The organism is Terrabacter sp. 01T434 (assembly GCF_056398545.1).
Genome location: NZ_JBFTPP010000002.1, coordinates 336215 through 350861 on the forward strand (window position 1 = coordinate 336215; position 14647 = coordinate 350861).

The 14647-nt window shown below is 62.6% G+C and carries 12 protein-coding genes; 6 read left to right on the top strand and 6 right to left on the bottom strand.

Features of this window, described 5'->3' with window-relative positions:
- Positions 1–23: 23 nt before the first annotated feature.
- Together AC1DIW_RS06775 and AC1DIW_RS06780 are read right to left on the bottom strand one after the other, a co-directional pair.
- A complete protein-coding gene (locus tag AC1DIW_RS06775; protein WP_478106961.1) occupies positions 24–572 on the bottom strand; it encodes a hypothetical protein in 549 nt (182 codons plus the stop codon).
- On the bottom strand, positions 569–2269 hold the full coding sequence (locus tag AC1DIW_RS06780) for an SIR2 family protein (RefSeq protein WP_478106962.1): 1701 nt from the start codon (positions 2267–2269) through the stop codon (positions 569–571). The genes AC1DIW_RS06775 and AC1DIW_RS06780 overlap by 4 nt, the downstream gene beginning before the upstream one ends.
- Positions 2270–2715: 446 nt before the next feature.
- Between AC1DIW_RS06780 and AC1DIW_RS06785 the strand changes: the two genes are divergently transcribed.
- Positions 2716–2904 (top strand): DUF4177 domain-containing protein, encoded by a 189-nt coding sequence (locus tag AC1DIW_RS06785; protein ID WP_478106963.1) that lies wholly within the window; start codon positions 2716–2718, stop codon positions 2902–2904.
- A gap of 3 nt (positions 2905–2907) precedes the next feature.
- Positions 2908–3192 carry a hypothetical protein gene (locus AC1DIW_RS06790; protein WP_478106964.1) on the top strand — a complete coding sequence of 95 codons (285 nt, stop codon included), beginning with the start codon at positions 2908–2910 and terminating at the stop codon, positions 3190–3192.
- A gap of 87 nt (positions 3193–3279) precedes the next feature.
- Here the strand turns inward: AC1DIW_RS06790 and AC1DIW_RS06795 are convergent, their stop codons facing one another.
- From AC1DIW_RS06795 to AC1DIW_RS06805, 3 genes are all read right to left on the bottom strand, one after another.
- Entirely contained in the window at positions 3280–4032 is a 753-nt protein-coding gene (locus AC1DIW_RS06795; protein WP_478106965.1) for a DUF6308 family protein, read from the bottom strand.
- A gap of 1927 nt (positions 4033–5959) precedes the next feature.
- The gene (locus AC1DIW_RS06800) at positions 5960–7081 is read right to left on the bottom strand and encodes a hypothetical protein (RefSeq protein WP_478106966.1); all 1122 of its coding nucleotides are present in this window, start codon (positions 7079–7081) and stop codon (positions 5960–5962) included.
- Between the two features lie 129 nt (positions 7082–7210).
- Complete coding sequence (locus AC1DIW_RS06805) at positions 7211–8020, bottom strand: hypothetical protein (protein WP_478106967.1); 810 nt, start codon at positions 8018–8020, stop codon at positions 7211–7213.
- A 735-nt stretch (positions 8021–8755) separates the two neighbouring features.
- Here AC1DIW_RS06805 and AC1DIW_RS06810 point away from each other — a divergent pair.
- Positions 8756–9628 carry a tyrosine-type recombinase/integrase gene (locus tag AC1DIW_RS06810; RefSeq protein WP_478107074.1) on the top strand — a complete coding sequence of 291 codons (873 nt, stop codon included), beginning with the start codon at positions 8756–8758 and terminating at the stop codon, positions 9626–9628.
- A 464-nt stretch (positions 9629–10092) separates the two neighbouring features.
- A complete protein-coding gene (locus tag AC1DIW_RS06815) occupies positions 10093–11148 on the top strand; it encodes a hypothetical protein (RefSeq protein ID WP_478106968.1) in 1056 nt (351 codons plus the stop codon).
- 807 nt (positions 11149–11955) lie between these two features.
- Here the strand turns inward: AC1DIW_RS06815 and AC1DIW_RS06820 are convergent.
- Positions 11956–12915, bottom strand: coding sequence for a DUF4365 domain-containing protein (locus AC1DIW_RS06820; protein ID WP_478106969.1), 960 nt, complete (start codon positions 12913–12915; stop codon positions 11956–11958).
- Between the two features lie 491 nt (positions 12916–13406).
- Between AC1DIW_RS06820 and AC1DIW_RS06825 the strand changes: the two genes are divergently transcribed.
- Both AC1DIW_RS06825 and AC1DIW_RS06830 read left to right on the top strand, forming a co-directional pair.
- On the top strand, positions 13407–13886 hold the full coding sequence (locus AC1DIW_RS06825) for a hypothetical protein (RefSeq protein ID WP_478106970.1): 480 nt from the start codon (positions 13407–13409) through the stop codon (positions 13884–13886).
- Between the two features lie 368 nt (positions 13887–14254).
- Complete coding sequence (locus AC1DIW_RS06830) at positions 14255–14599, top strand: hypothetical protein (protein WP_478106971.1); 345 nt, start codon at positions 14255–14257, stop codon at positions 14597–14599.
- Positions 14600–14647: the final 48 nt, after the last annotated feature.

Here is a 14647-nt window from a genome sequence, read left to right on the forward strand (position 1 = left end):
GTTCCGCAGAGGCCGTTCACTCATCAGGATGCACGTCCTCCGGGATGGCGCCGTTCACAAAGTCCCGCAGCGCCGCCTCGACCCGCGGGCCCGTTGACGGCTGCTCCGACGAGACGCCGGTGCTCGTCGGTGATCTGGCGCCTTAGGGCATAGATGACTTCTCCGATGGGGTCACGCCCAGTGACGCTGACTCCTGGTAGGTCCAGCGGCAACAACACTGCCGCCGTCTGCCGGACCTCCTCGGCGGTTGGGTCCTCTTCGTCGAGCGTGAGGACGCGCGCATGCCGTTCCAGTTCAGACTTGTCTGCTGCAGCGAGGCCGCCGAGAACCATAAGCGTGATGGGGCGCCTCGACCGGGCGACGTCGAGACTCCGTGCGAGCACGGCCACGAGGCGCACAAGGCGGCGCGGCGGCAGTTCGCCGGTCGCCACGATGACGAGATCCTGTGACCAGTCGGTGCCTGACACGGCGGCTTCAAACTCAAACTGGGTGCCCCCCACCGTCAGTGGCTTGGACAACCTGACATAGCCGCCGTCTTCCAGAACCCTGAGGACGGTATCGATGCCGCTCAACCGAGGCCTCCCGCCATTTTGAACGCTTCGTATAGGTCATCGGCAGACGTCGCGTCTTGGCAGATGTCTTCGATACTGAATCGACTGGCACCGGTGCGGCCCGTGCGGCCGTAGGCCCCCCCAGGGGACCGCGTGTACGAGGGCATCTCGCAATCTGCCGAGATGAGGACCGTGTGCTCGTCATCCGGGTCGAACTCCTCCGACCGCTCCAACGTGAGCGCTTCGCGACTGTCGCGGACAACGAACATGCGCTTCTTCTCCGATCCCGCCGCGACGGCGAACGAACCCGATGCCGCATCGGGTCGGGCTTCCCAATCGGACGAGTGGTGTCCGCGACTGAGGAGCGACAGGGCAACCGCGAACCGTCCAAGTTGTGCAGCTGGAAAGTCCGGGTCCGACAGCGCCTGCTCGATGGTCGCCACAGTCAGTGGAACATAGGTGTGCCCGGAATCGGCGGTAGGCGTGCCGCTCCTGAACATTGACAGGGTCGCGGTCACCGTCTGGATTAGAGCGGCAAGGAACCCTCGCGGCTGGTCGGCGATGAGGCCGCCAAGCGTCGTGCGGGCCGCACGGAGATCCGCCTTCAACCGGTCGATGTCGGCCGAGCCGAGGTTGGCGGCCGGAAGGGATGCTGCAAGCGCCGCCAGCTTCTCTGTCAGCGTCCACAGCACCAATGCCATCAGGGTTGGTTTCCCGTAGGCCCCGAGCAGCGCGCCGTTGGCGATGTCCGAGGCATTGGGGTGATAGTCGTCGCCGTAAACGAGTTCCAATGCCTCACGGTGGTTCGCGTGGAGACGCTCCTCGCTCAGCACCAAGGCAGGCGGTTTCGCGGGCCAGTGGCGAGCTAAGTCGCGCGCCGACTCAGCGAACATCGTGCGCATGTTCCCGTCTTGGACTGACAGCCCGATGACAAGTGTGTTCCGCTCACCGAGCAGGCCTTGAAGTTTGTTCTTCATGTGGCGGTTGTCTGCCGCCCAGCCATCAATTTGGACGGCCCGGGCGATGAGCATCTTCCGATATTTCGTTTCATCCGCAACGGCGCGCACGGCGCAACCATGGAACTTCACGAGGTCTGATCGGGCCGGCGGCTTCCTTAGGTCCTCGGCGGCATCAACCACAACTCGCACATACGCCTCTGTGGCCAGCTCGGCGACAGCCTTCTCGACGAGGCCGTCCCAGTTCGAAGTGACGGCGGAGTCGACCACCCCCTCGAGCATCAGGATGCCGATGCAGAAGTGCTCAACGTCGGGCTCGATGATGCTGTTGCCGTACGTGCCTGGCACGTTCAGCCCAGTCCACACCAGGTAGTCCTGTGACTCCTGCGCGACCGGAACACCGAGGACTTTCGAATAGTTACCGACCAGACTCCAGACAAGTTGCTCGCGGACGGCCCACTCTGCCACGGGCAAGCCGAAGTCAATATCCGCGCGGGCGTCGTTCGTCAAAGTGGAGAGGTCCAACACCTGTTCGAGCGCGGACTTGAAGCGGCACGATGCGTCATCGTGGTCAATGTTTGACCGCAGAAGTTCCACGACCCGCTCGACCAGAACGTCGACGGGAGGCATCTTCTCTCGGGAGATGCCTGAACCCAGCCAGAGGACGTACTCACCGTTCGCGAAGCCGTCGGCGAAGTCGACGAAGTCGGTCTCGAACCGGGCAAGGACCTCGGACACGGTCCCGAGCGGAGCGGTGGTCATGCGCTGGCACCTAACGAACCGCCACGGTTCGACGAGGAGACAGGGTTCACGGCCGACATGCTCCCATGCGCTGTCGCCGGATGTGCACAAGTCGCCTGTATCAGTCAGGTCAGGTCAGATGCGCGAGGCGGCTCGGGTGGGTTGGTCACCGGAGACGGATGCGCTGAACGGACCGCCGGGGAGGCCGTGCATTCGGCATCCATTTCGTGCATGCCCCCAGCGAACGGCATCGCTCGAGCGGCGCGACCTTCCGCCGCGATTCGGCAGCCAGCGGGTGGTTCGTCAGGCTGCACCACCGCCTTGGCAAGCCTCTTTGTCACCGGTCGACGGTCAGCCGGAGGGATTCTGAACCTTTGTCCCGAATGTCCTGCGCCGCGCCCTCTCCCCAAGTAAGTTGCGGGTCGCACCGGCCTCCCACTCGGGTCAGCCACCAACGAAAGGAAATCATGGAGTACAAGGTCATCACGCAGAAGGACCGGATGTTCGGTGGCAAGTTCAATCCCGAGCGCGTTCAGGAGGCCCTCAACTCTTACGCTGACGAAGGGTGGGTGCTCAAGGGAGTCGCGACTGCCACGTTCCCGACCATGACGGGCGGGCGCGAGGAACTGGTCATGTTCCTCGAGCGGGGTAACTGAATCGTGGCGCGCTTCGAGCGTTTCGGCGTGTTGGGAACCGAGATGGACGGCGTCTTCTTCACCGAATCAGAGATCCCCGGGGCAGCCACTCTCGGCGAGGTCAAGGCGACTTCTGACCGACAGAACATGCCTCTCGACACGTTGAAGCGCGCACTCGCGCGTCAGGTCAAGGCTCAGGGTGGGAACGCCCTTGTCACGTTCAGCTACGGTCAGAAGGCAAGCATCTGGTCGTTTTCCAGCACGCGCATCACAGCCCGAGGCGTAGCAGTACGTATCGAGGAGATTTAGGCCGGTTCGAACTGCGAGCGGGTCTGGCCCGCGCCATTCCGCCGCCATGGCCACCCTCGAATCCGGGGTGCGGCCCGAGTGGCTCATCTACTTGATCGCGGAGTCGGGTTCCCATCCGGTGGCTTCTTCGCCGTCGAACAGGGACTCGTCAGGTCCCTGGGCTGGGTCGTCGCCTTTGGAGTTCCAAGCGAGAATGTCTAGAAGCCGGACGTCACTGAGGAGGCCCGGTTCCCCGGCAGCTGCTCTCAGGGCGCCGAACACTTCCGGCTGGCTCGCGATGTCTTCCCGGATGGCATTGGTGATGAGGACCATGTAGTCCGCCCAGGTGCGGCCGTGTGCTCGGGGAACTGGGGCGCCCTCACCGACGTAGCAGGCATGCACCCACCGGTCGTGGAGCACAACGGAATGAGGGCGCTTGCGGTGGAGCACCTTGGACAGGGTCGTCCCACCGACGCCCCACGGGCGCGTGGTCGGGTCGTCCAGTACCTCGTACAGCGCACGCACGGTCGGTCGAAGCTCGTCGGGATCCTCCACATCGGCTAATGGTTGCTCCAGGAGGGGGTGTCTCAGTGCCTCTTCAAGGCGCCCTCGCACGTGTTGGAGACCGTAGAACGATCTGATCTTGACCGGTACGTTCAAGAGCCCCGGTGCGAGCAAGTCGCCGTCCGTGAGCCGGTCCGGCTCAGCGGCACCGTCGTAGCAGTCGTAAGCGGGGAAGGCGTATGGGCGCTCACTCATGACGTTTCTTGCACCGTTGGTGTAGTCGCGGATCCAGGCCGAGGCCGTCTCGAGCGAAACTACAACTCGACCGATCCGAACAGTCCCCGTGTGCAGTGCCATGACCGGCACAGTAACGCCTTGAGGCGTGTCGACCGCATGCTCGCGGACCCTGGTCATCGCGTCACCTGCCCGCAGCGCGATTACCGGATGGCGAACAGGAAATGGTTGTACGCCGTAAGCGCGTCTATCCGCCGCGAAGATGCTGCCTCCGTCCGCGAGTCCGATCAGCCCCTAGTGAACAGCATCTGCCAGTTCAACGCCCACGTCCGGCCGTCGTCGTACGATAACGACTGCTGCCACACCGGCGCGTCTGGTTCATCCGGCCAGCCACTCGAAGCGCACCAGGGCCTGCCGACCATCGATCCAGTGGTGGTGCGCCACACCGTCGATAGTGGGAGCGGTGTCACTCCCGTGGCGAGCGGTCAATACGATGACCTGCGCCAGCCGCATGGACGGTTTCGGACGAGGAGCCTCACCCCCGCCCTCCGGTGCGCGACCACGCTCGCCATCCCCGCCAGTCCCCGGTCCTGGCTACTTCCCGAGGTCGTCGACGGCGCCTTGTGGCTGTCAAACGAGTGAGTGTCCGGCTCGCTGTCATAAATCAAAGCCTCAATCGATGGAGCCACGAACTTAGACCAGACGCTGAGAGAACTTCACGAAGGCTGTCCCTTTCACCCTTAGCAAGTCCGCGATATGAGGCCCACGAGTCAAAGACTAGAATGATGGACTCACGAGTCTTGTCAGCGTCCAGATTCCAGAGCGGTAAGACTTGCTCAAAAAGTTCGCGGGGCCTATCTGCTAACCCAAGTACGGCGAAACGTCGAAACTTTCGCGACTGCGCAAGCCCAGAGGCGCCCAGGGCGCCGAGGGCGATGGCTCCCTCGTTCGCCTCACGAACAATTGCAATGAGTGTCGTCAACGAGGTCAAGTCGCAATCCCTTGGCGCCAGCGCATGACCCGAGGCCTTGATGTGCCCAGGGTGAGCAAGCTCGCGAGTCAACAAAACACAGAGGATCGCGCCTGAGCCATTGCCATCATTCCACTTGGCAACTAGCTCTCGAGTCGCAAGCTCGCTGACGGACTCCGCCAGGCTTCTTGCCTGAACGGCGTCATGGGCGGGCGCCCCTAGGGCCATCGAATACGTGTCGCGTTCAGCCCGCCCCCGGACCGAGGTGCGAGAACCGACGTCCCGGACACCGGAAAATCGCAATTCACGCATCAGCGCCTTCACAGCGTCCCGGACGTCTGGCTGCCCATCTACATCCCAAGACGCGGCAGCGCGCCCGAGTGCACGTTGGACTTCGCCCGACGGACGAGTTCGAGCCATACTTGAGGGCGGTCGGAACCGGCTGAAACGAATTCGCAACTGCGAATCCCCATGCCCCATTTGTACCATCTCCACTTCCAACTGCAGGCTCAGCGTGGAGAAAAGCACCTCAGCCACCTCAAGAGATACGGGCGATCCAGAAAACCAACCGTCTGCGGACTTCTCGAAACCCATTATCGATTCGCCCGTGCTAACAATGTCATCAAGAGGGACGGCTCCTGTCGATTCATGAGATGTTACGTCCAGATCGCTCAGTTGCCGCCGATGCATGTACCACTCGGGGGTTAGCCAACCTTCCTCTGGAATCCGAGCGAGAAGGCCAATACTCGCGACTTTGCTATCCGTCTCCAGGAAGCTTACAAAGGGTGCATATCGGCCCTTGGAGTCTACAACCCCCGGCAAAGCGCGGAACAGGATTGCACCGTTTCCCTCACGCCAGAGCAGCCTCCCATACAATGCCTTGGGCACCTCTGGAGTGGGGCCATCCACGACCGAAAGGTGCTCCAACGGTCGCCAACTCTCGGGGCGCAGCCTGACGATTTGGCTGGTGGCTTGCCGGAGCGCCGGAGATAGCGCAACGATTCCCGCGCCGGCGCTCCCGTCTACGAGTGCGTCGGACCATCCATATAAACCCTGGCCAACGATCACAGACCCGCCCCTTCAACTCGAAGGTTCGGAGCCATTGTGTCCGGAGGCGTCCATGGCCTGAAGTAAAGCAAGTGCGATTCCATTCGGTTCGGGTTCGTCCCACCGGGCGTCCTCAGGACGCGAAGAATGCATGGCCGTTTCTTCAGGTATCATCGGCATCTGGGAAGTGGCCGCGAGACTGACAAAGCGGGTCAAGTGATCCGGGATACGTGCGGAGATCTCGTTGCAGATCCGCTCACCCCCGACGTCGATGATGGCTTGGCGAACCCGCGCAGAAGAAGCTCTGAGGGCTTCCGAGAGTGTTGCGTCCTTTGCCTCCGCTATAACCCTGGTGGTCTCGCTCGCCCAGTCGAAGGCCCATTCCACAGAATCGGATTTCGCAACCGCGAACACGAAAGCCGTCTCATTCATCGAAGGCCCCCAGACGCTACTCAACGCGTCCGCGGTCTGCCTTATTGCTTCGACCCGCTGCCTGACGGCAGCAATTCTCTTGTTGCCAGCGGGCGCCATTCCTTCCGGGTCAAAACTGGTTGGAAATAACCCGTCAGGGTCAATTAGGTAGACAATGGCCCGCGCCAGAAGGACAAACTTGGCGACTTCGCCTATGTTCGTCGCACTCGCCACAGCCTCGCCTCCGACGTCAAACAGCAGCAGGGAGATATTGGCAGCGTCAGCACCTTGCTTGAACGAGACCTTGTAGGTGTACGGGCCAAGGACGTCGGTTGGAAGCGTCGCGGGCATGACTTGGTTCAGCTGGTATATATCTCGCTGCCCTGCCTCAAGTTCTATGTCAGAGTATTGCGCCTTGCGGAGCGAGACCCCCAAAGAGTGCAGTCTTTCGAGCGCGTCCGTCTCCCACAGAAGGCCCGGGAGAACGTGCGATTTCGATGACCCAGACGGGCCGACAACGGCTAACACGAATTGCGATCCAGGATTCCCGTCCACAATATGACCCTGAGGACACTTGAATCGCCAGTCCTTGAGCTTGTGACGGTTCCTTAACGCATCGCGCGAGAGCGCGGCGTCAGGCTGTAGGCGAGGAGCATCCTTGGGCTGGAATAGCCGGTCGAGTAGATTCGACTTCGCATCGGCTGGTGCGACGGTCTGCCCGTCACTGCCAAACAGTTCGGTCAAAGGCTTCTCCTCGGGGGCGTCTCCCGAGGTGAACGCCATGATCTCCGTTGGCGCATAAATGTCTGGACATTCTGCACAGATAATCTCGGTGTGAATGGTCCCTCTCCTTTCATTAGCGTGACGAGAAAGCTAGTCCACGGCTGCGCGAAGCCGCTCGCGATCTTTTTCGTCCGCCGTGCGCGCATCCCGGCGGCTCTTAGCGAGCTTCTGCTCCATGCGAATGATGAACTCATCCAGATCGCGACTTCCCCGCCGGCGCCAACGCTCAAACTTGGCGGCGATAATCACGATATACGTGAGTCCGGAGCTCACATAGGTCGCCAGTGCGCGTGCAAGAATAGTGACCTGCACAACCATCCAGATGAATGGAACGCGAAGATCGGCCAAGAAAGCAAAGAACGTGTATATGGCGAAGATCCCCACGAACATGGCCACGCCGACCCAGAAGGGCAGAGAGCTCAAACCTGCAAGAGCGGCCGCGGCAACGAGGTCGAGATTCACAAACGCGAACAGGGGGGCGGAGTAGTCATTTGCTCGGGCTTCAATACGATCTTGGCTGTAATATTCTTTCTCCGAAAGCCTGATTGCGGGAAGTAAGAATAGCTGGAGATATACTCCTGTTCGAATCAAGTACACGACCGCCATCAGGATCAGTGCTGTGAATGACGATGTGAAGGGCCTCGACGTTCGCAAGCTCGCCGTCAAACCGTCGAGTGGCAGCCTGTCCGAGTAGGTGAATATGAATAGCGGGAGTGTCGCCACGGTGTAGAGAAGCCCCTGTACCTGGCCAGCGCCAGTTCTTGGGCGCCCCATTACCGCCAGAATAAAGAGAACCAGAGAGGCGACCAAGCCGACGGCGACTACGGTCGCCGTGGTGTACGACTGCCACGAGTCAATCGGCACGCTCTGCACTGCTTCCCCCTGGATGCGCACGGACATTGAGACGAACAGTAGTCGCTCACGCGGTGGCAGGACCCGTAATCGCACCAAGTCAAGACCGCGAGTGCACTGGGTGACGGTGGCTCACGGTGGCAGCATCTAGGGGGTTCCGCTCGTCATTCCCACGAGCCCCAGGATGTCGCGGATCCGGTTCATCCACGCACATTACGGCGCCCTCTCGCCCTTGGCGCCCTAGCCGAGCGGGTGCGTCGCATAGGCCGTTTGACGCGGCCAATGACTCAACTCTCGTGTCGGGCAGACCGCATATTCAATTTTGCGCCCTTGGCATTACGGGCATTCTCGGACAAACCGTAACTGAATGGAGCCCGTGCACATCTCTAAGTAGTCCCTGTCATCCCGCCACGCACGCGCTTCCGTAGCTTCAGGTTTCCGCCATGCCGCCCTGGCGTGTTTTATGCGTCGGGCGCAGCGATGCGAGCGGCTACCTGGGAGGGTTTCGCTATGGCGAGCCCCATCCCCTGATCGGTCAGATCCGCGGCCCACGGTGCGCACCCAATTCGCCCTATAGGCGGCGAAGCGGATGGGACTGATTCGCTGCCGAGCCGTGGGTCCTTCCGCCGCCAGCGGACGCGAGGAGGGAACGGGTCTAGCGTCAATGAGCGCCAGGTGCCCGGCCGCGTTGTCGGCGAGCGGGGTCTGGCCCGGTAGTCAGTCTCCGCGTGAGGTGATTTCATGTCCGCTCCGACGACGCTTCTTCCGTTCCAGCCCGCGACGATGTCGACGGCTCAGCTGGCCGCGGTGTCATACTTGGCCCGGTATTCCGGGCGCACCCACACCCTCTATGCCTTCCAACTACATGAGTGGTTCACCTGGTGCGAGAGGAACGGGCTCGACGCGTTGGCTGGAGTACAGCGCGCCCACGTAGAGCTCTACATCCGACAGCTCGGGGACCGCGGGCTGATGGATTCCTCGGTGAACACGATGATGCACGCCGTCCGCGGCTACTTCCGCTTCGCCCACATCGACGGCCTCATCACCTCCGACCCCGCCGTCTACGCGCGGCTGCCGAAGATCCACCGTGACGAGTCCCGCACCCAAGGCCTTGACCGGCTCGAGCTCATCCGGTTCCTGCAGATCGCCCAGACCATCACCGTGCACCACGGCGCCCTCGCCTACCTCCTCGGCATCAACGCCCTCCGCGCGTCCGAGGCCGCTGCCGTTCGGATCGAGGACTACGCCGACACCCTTCCCGGACACCGGGTGCTGCACCTGGTTGGCAAAGGCAACAAGCCCGCGACCATGCCGGTGACCGTCCCCGTGCTCCGAGCGCTCGAAGCCTGCCGCGGCCAGCGGACCACGGGGCCGCTGCTGCTGCGACCGGTCTCGGGCAAACCGATCGACCGACGCGACGTGTACCGGATGGTCTCGCGGATCGCGAAGACCGCCGGCATCCCACGGCATATCAGCCCTCACTCGCTGCGGCACGCTGCCATCACCAACGCCCTCGACGCCGGCGTCCCGCTCCGCGACGCGCAGATCCCTGCACGGCACGCCGACCCGCGAACCACCGAGCACTACGACCGCGCCCGCGGCAACCTCGACCGACACGGCGTCCACTTCCTCACCGCCTACGTCGCCGGCGTGTAACCCGCGGGCCGTCACTAGCGTCAACACCGCCAATATGACGCAGGCTCGGCTGGAGCCCTGCCTAGACTCTAGAAACACGTGGGTGAACAGCGAAACTTGGCGAGTGAAACCACGGGCTAGCCCGGTGGATCGGGCGCCAGGCCGACGATGCAGTACCTCGACACCTCCGACCATGCCTGTTTGGAGGCCCAGCAAGAAGCAGCGCCGCTGGTCCCCGTGCGCCCCTATCGCGTTACGAGGACCGGGCCGTGTTTCACGTGTCGATACCCCGGGCAGCCGGCAGCATCGCCGTGCCGAGCCGAGCCGCATCTTGGTGGACGGCGAGCCCATCTCCGAGCCGCACGGAGAGCGACCCTAGGCTGACGTGACACGACCTTGCCAGGGAGGGATCACCGTTGACCGAAGCCCATCAAAAAGTGCGCTGGGGCCGTATCGTGCTTATCACGCTAGTCGGAGTCGGCTTCGTGGCTGCACCCTTCTTCCTCGCCCGCCAGGATCCCACTTACGGGGACCTTCACGGCATCACGAGCGGCACGTTGACGAACATCGGAACGTCGATCGTTCTCGTTGGCATCGTGTTCTTTCTCGAGCGCGGCTTTGTCAAGCGCGTAAGTGCGGCGGCCGCCCAGAGCACCGCCCGGGTCGTCGATGACCGAACGGCGGAGTTGCAGACTGCGAACCAAGACCTGGCGACCCAGCTGGCAGACCTTCGGGCTGAGTTCCACCGCGTGGCCGAGTCCGAGACCGCGGAACAAACAGCCCCGCTCCGCAACGTGGCGACAAACGTGTCTTTCGACTCCGTTGCCGAGGCCCTGGAAACATCGAACGACTTTGGGGCTCTGCAGGGTGGCGTCGTTGTCGTGCCTTTGAAGGCCCCCGTGGACGCACCCGAACTAGTGTCGTTCGACTGGCGCTACCACGAGCTTCGAGGGCCGGATGGGATGCGGACCGAGGAGTACGCAGCTGCGATCGCAGTCGACTACCTTGCGGCCGGGAATCCAGGTGGCGGTCCTGGCAGGCCGGTTGTGGAGGTCTTGTGGATGCCCGACGAGACACCAATACAACTACTCCTCAAACTGCGGAAGGAGATGACGAAACTCGGATTCGGCACCGAAGCGAAACTCGTCGATGCGGACGTGTTGAAACACGTCGGCCTCGCTCTGCACGATGCCGTGGCGGGGCGCATCGCTTCGGACGAAGCTTGGGTCCAAGGGCAGTTGTCCGAGTGGCTCGCGGACGGCTGGGCCGTCACCAGCGAGGGGCTCATCTCTCGCGACCACGGCACAATCCCGAGAGCTAGCTTCCCGAACAAGCGGGGGGTCCCTCGGCCGCCCAAGTTCGAGCCCCCTGCCCCCGACGGCGTCTCCGAGGCGTTCTGGAAGTTCGCAGTCGAGCGCGCCTACGAGGCGCATGGCCACGGGCCTGCCGGCCTCGGGGCTATGTACTACGGCAGCAGCCAGAACCCCCTTCCCTTCACGACCGAGACCAGCCCGCGCAAGCAGCCCGGCTGGCCGCACTGAGTGGGCGCCCTGAGAAGAGTCTGTCCTCGTCGATGCCGAACGGCCGGCAGCTGTGAACGCCCTCGTAGTCGCCGAGCGGGAACCCACTGTCGCGCAAGATGAGAAACGTCCACGTGCGCCAAGACGCCGGTCGCCATGTGGATCGGTCCCGTGCCGCGACATCGCGCCCCAAGCCCTCCGGAGCGCCGGTCAATTCGGGGGAGGACACGTCGGCGGCGGCAGGCCGACGACGATCGCCGGACGGGCGTCAGGGCCGAGCGTGGATATGTAGGCGACGACGAGCTTGACCGTGGCGGCGTGTCGCGTTTCCCAATAGCGGATGGCAAGGGAGTCGTCAGGAGCTATGCGAATGCTGCGATCGCGGTCGTCAACCACGGCTAGGGCGGCGAGTCCGAAGTGACTGAGACCAACGAACCAACAGCAACATTGGGCGCAGAGGCAGTAGCCTGCCAACCCAGCCAGCCTCGAATCCGTTGAAACTCGCGTGCGTGACGGAGGACAAGGCCGTGGGCCCGCACATTCCTGCATCGGGGACTTCTTGCTCGAAGCATGCCAACCAGTGAGCATCCGTTGGCTCACCCTGTCGATAGCGAGTCATGCGGAGGATCGAAAGGACGGAAGTTTTCAGGGACAGCAGGGCAGCCACGACGCGCGCCTAGCTAAAGGCGTCTACTCTGGGGCAATCGTGAACAGGAAGGCATGCGCTGTGAGGCTAGGGACTTGACTCGCGATTAGCACAGACCATGCACGACCTGCTCTGCCGGCGGGCGGCTCGCTTCCTGCCGCTAGTGCGCACGCACCATCGCCCTACTCGGTTAGTTGCCTATCTCCATATGTCGCAAAGTCATCGACTGTCAGGAAAGCGGAACCGAGCTCGTTAAGCGACAACTCAAGGCGGTACATGTCCACCTCGCCTGACGCGTTGCTGTAAGGGCGCAATCCCCCCTGGATTCCACGTCTCCAGTCCCCGTAAGATTCGGAGTGGTAAACCTCATCCTCGCCCCATATTCGTGTTTCGACATCATACTGATCCCAGTCCGCTTCATCGTATGTTTCCTCATGAAGGGAAACGTCAGCCCACGCAAAGAATTTAGGTACAGCATCTGCATAGTTCTGGGGCCCCGGAAAGAAGTACCAGCTTACGAGGACCTCGGGATCGCGACCATCCTCATGATCGATTCCGATGGAGACGGACCCTCTTCCTGAACTCTTATTTATCCACTCCTCAAATTCGAGAACCAGCCGAGAACCCGACGCGAGCATCTCCATCCAGGGGCGAGCTAGCCGAAGTCCGCGCATTCTTAGATCGTAAGGATCTCCATCCGCAGCGCGCTTCCAGGACTCCTCGGCGACGCTGTTCAGGACGTGCGATTCAGGAACGCGTAGCTTCCACCCGCCGGAAGCCGATCGCTGAAGGGTACGTAGACTGACAAGTTGCCAATGGCACAATCGAGATCGTGGGTCATAGAGGACCACAACGACGGGAAGAGAATGACTCAGCCAGTACTGAACGTGATCGTCGTCCGGTCGGTACCACCAGCCATCATTGCCCGCTGCCTCTTTGAACCAAGATTCACCGCTTTTAATTTGTAGAGCAAGCAGACGACCCCGCACGTCGTCGCCATCCACAACTTCAGTGTGCGCATCTATCCCGTAGTCTTCTGTTGGCTGCTCACGGAAGATCCAACCAAGTTCCTCTTCGACGTAGAGCTTGGTGCGAGAGACTCCGATGGTGGCGACCTTGGCGGTAGGCTTCCTCTTTGGCAAAGGTCCTCCTGAGTAGTAGGCGTTTGGATCACACGTCCTCGGGTGCCGCGAATTAATTATGCGCCGAACTGGCAACGCAAAGATCGGTGTGCGCGACATGCCGTGCGCCCAAGCCATTCGTCAGGGAGCGGATGGGCACTTGTAGGCCCGGAGCTTCACGTGCAGCTGCCCACCCAGGTGGGCCATTTGGCGACGTGCGACCGACTGAGTCATCGCCCGCAATGCCCGCAACTCGAGCGCTCCAGGCGCCTGACGCGCTGTCGACGTGACGTCCCCTGAACCATGACAAGACGGTGGGCGCCGCCTCTGCCTGCCCACCCGACGGCGGCCATTACAGCAGGCCGCAGGGGTGCGTCACACCGCCGCGTCGAGGCGCCAGGTTAGCGCCCTAGGTCGGCGTGCCGAGGAAGCGATGGGGGTTTTCAGCCTCTTCGACTCCGTCGATCGCTAGACGTAGCCCACGTCCACTGGCGACCGTCTAGGGTGCGAGCGTGCCTAGATACAGACTTACCGGCGTCTCCGGCGGAAATGCGGCTCTTTCGGGTGGGCTTCAGTGGGACATAGTGCCCAGCGATAAGGACGTTGTGGTCCATCTGATCGACGAGCTGGAGGACAAGCGACTGCTGTGGGAGGACACGACCCGCGAGCATGCGGATCGATGCGCTGCGTCTGCCAGCTTCATGCGCGAGTTCATCGGGACCCTACTCCGGACGCCGAGCCTTGGGCGCAACCTGAAAGCAGAGCTCAAAATGATGCGCGGCCACTTCCGGACCTTCATGTCAAATCTCTCTGACGCAGGTCTCGATCGCCCGGGGATCGTTGATCCGGTGGCGCTAGAACGGGTGATTGGGTGGCTCCGCAAGCCCGTGGGTGAACAGGTGGGGCTCTTGGTGGCCCAATACGGCCTCCAGATCTCCGACGAACTGGCGACTATCGTCCCGAACCAGAACGACTGGTTCTTCGAGCGCTGACGAGCCTGGCCAGCGACGGCCGCAGTCAGCGATAGCGGATCTTGTCCATCGCGCCTGACAGCTAGACGCCGGCGCGTCGATCCGCAGCCTATCGGCCTCCGGCTTCCCGGTCATGCCGATGAGCAGTGCCCTTCCCCCGATATCGCGGGAACGGATCTCCCGGTGGCGCGTCCCCACTCGACGTCGCGGGCGGAGATTCGGTGAGGACTTCGTGGTCCCAACGCTCCCGAGGCTTCGCTCCTGCACCCCACGGACCCGATGCCTGGGAAACCGCTCTCGGCCGGGCTAGGTGTCGCTACCGTCTACTCACGCCCTCGGAGGTCGTGCCTGTGGATGTCCTGGTTCGGGTCGTAGTCGGTCTTCTCCTGGTGGCGCACGCGTTGGTGCACCTGCTCTACCTTGCCCCCGACGTCTCCGAGCTCTCGATCGAGCGGTCCTGGCTGGTGCCCGAGGGCGGCCGCCGGCCATCGGCATACGTCCTCATAGGCGCGACGATCGTCGCGTTCGTCCTCGTCGCCCTCTGCGTGTGGCAGGTCCCCGGTCTCAAGGGCGCGTGGCCGGTGCTCACCCTGGTCGGCGCTGCCCTGTCCACGTTTCTGCTCGTCCTGTTCTGGAACTGGCAGCTCGCCTTCGGCCTCGTCGTCAACGCCGTGCTGGTCGCGGGCGCCGTCGTGCGGCCCGCGTGGCTCGAGCGGTTCATGGCTGGGAACTGAGCGGTCCCCACCGTGACCATGGAGACGAACTCGGGGTCGGTGCCTGAG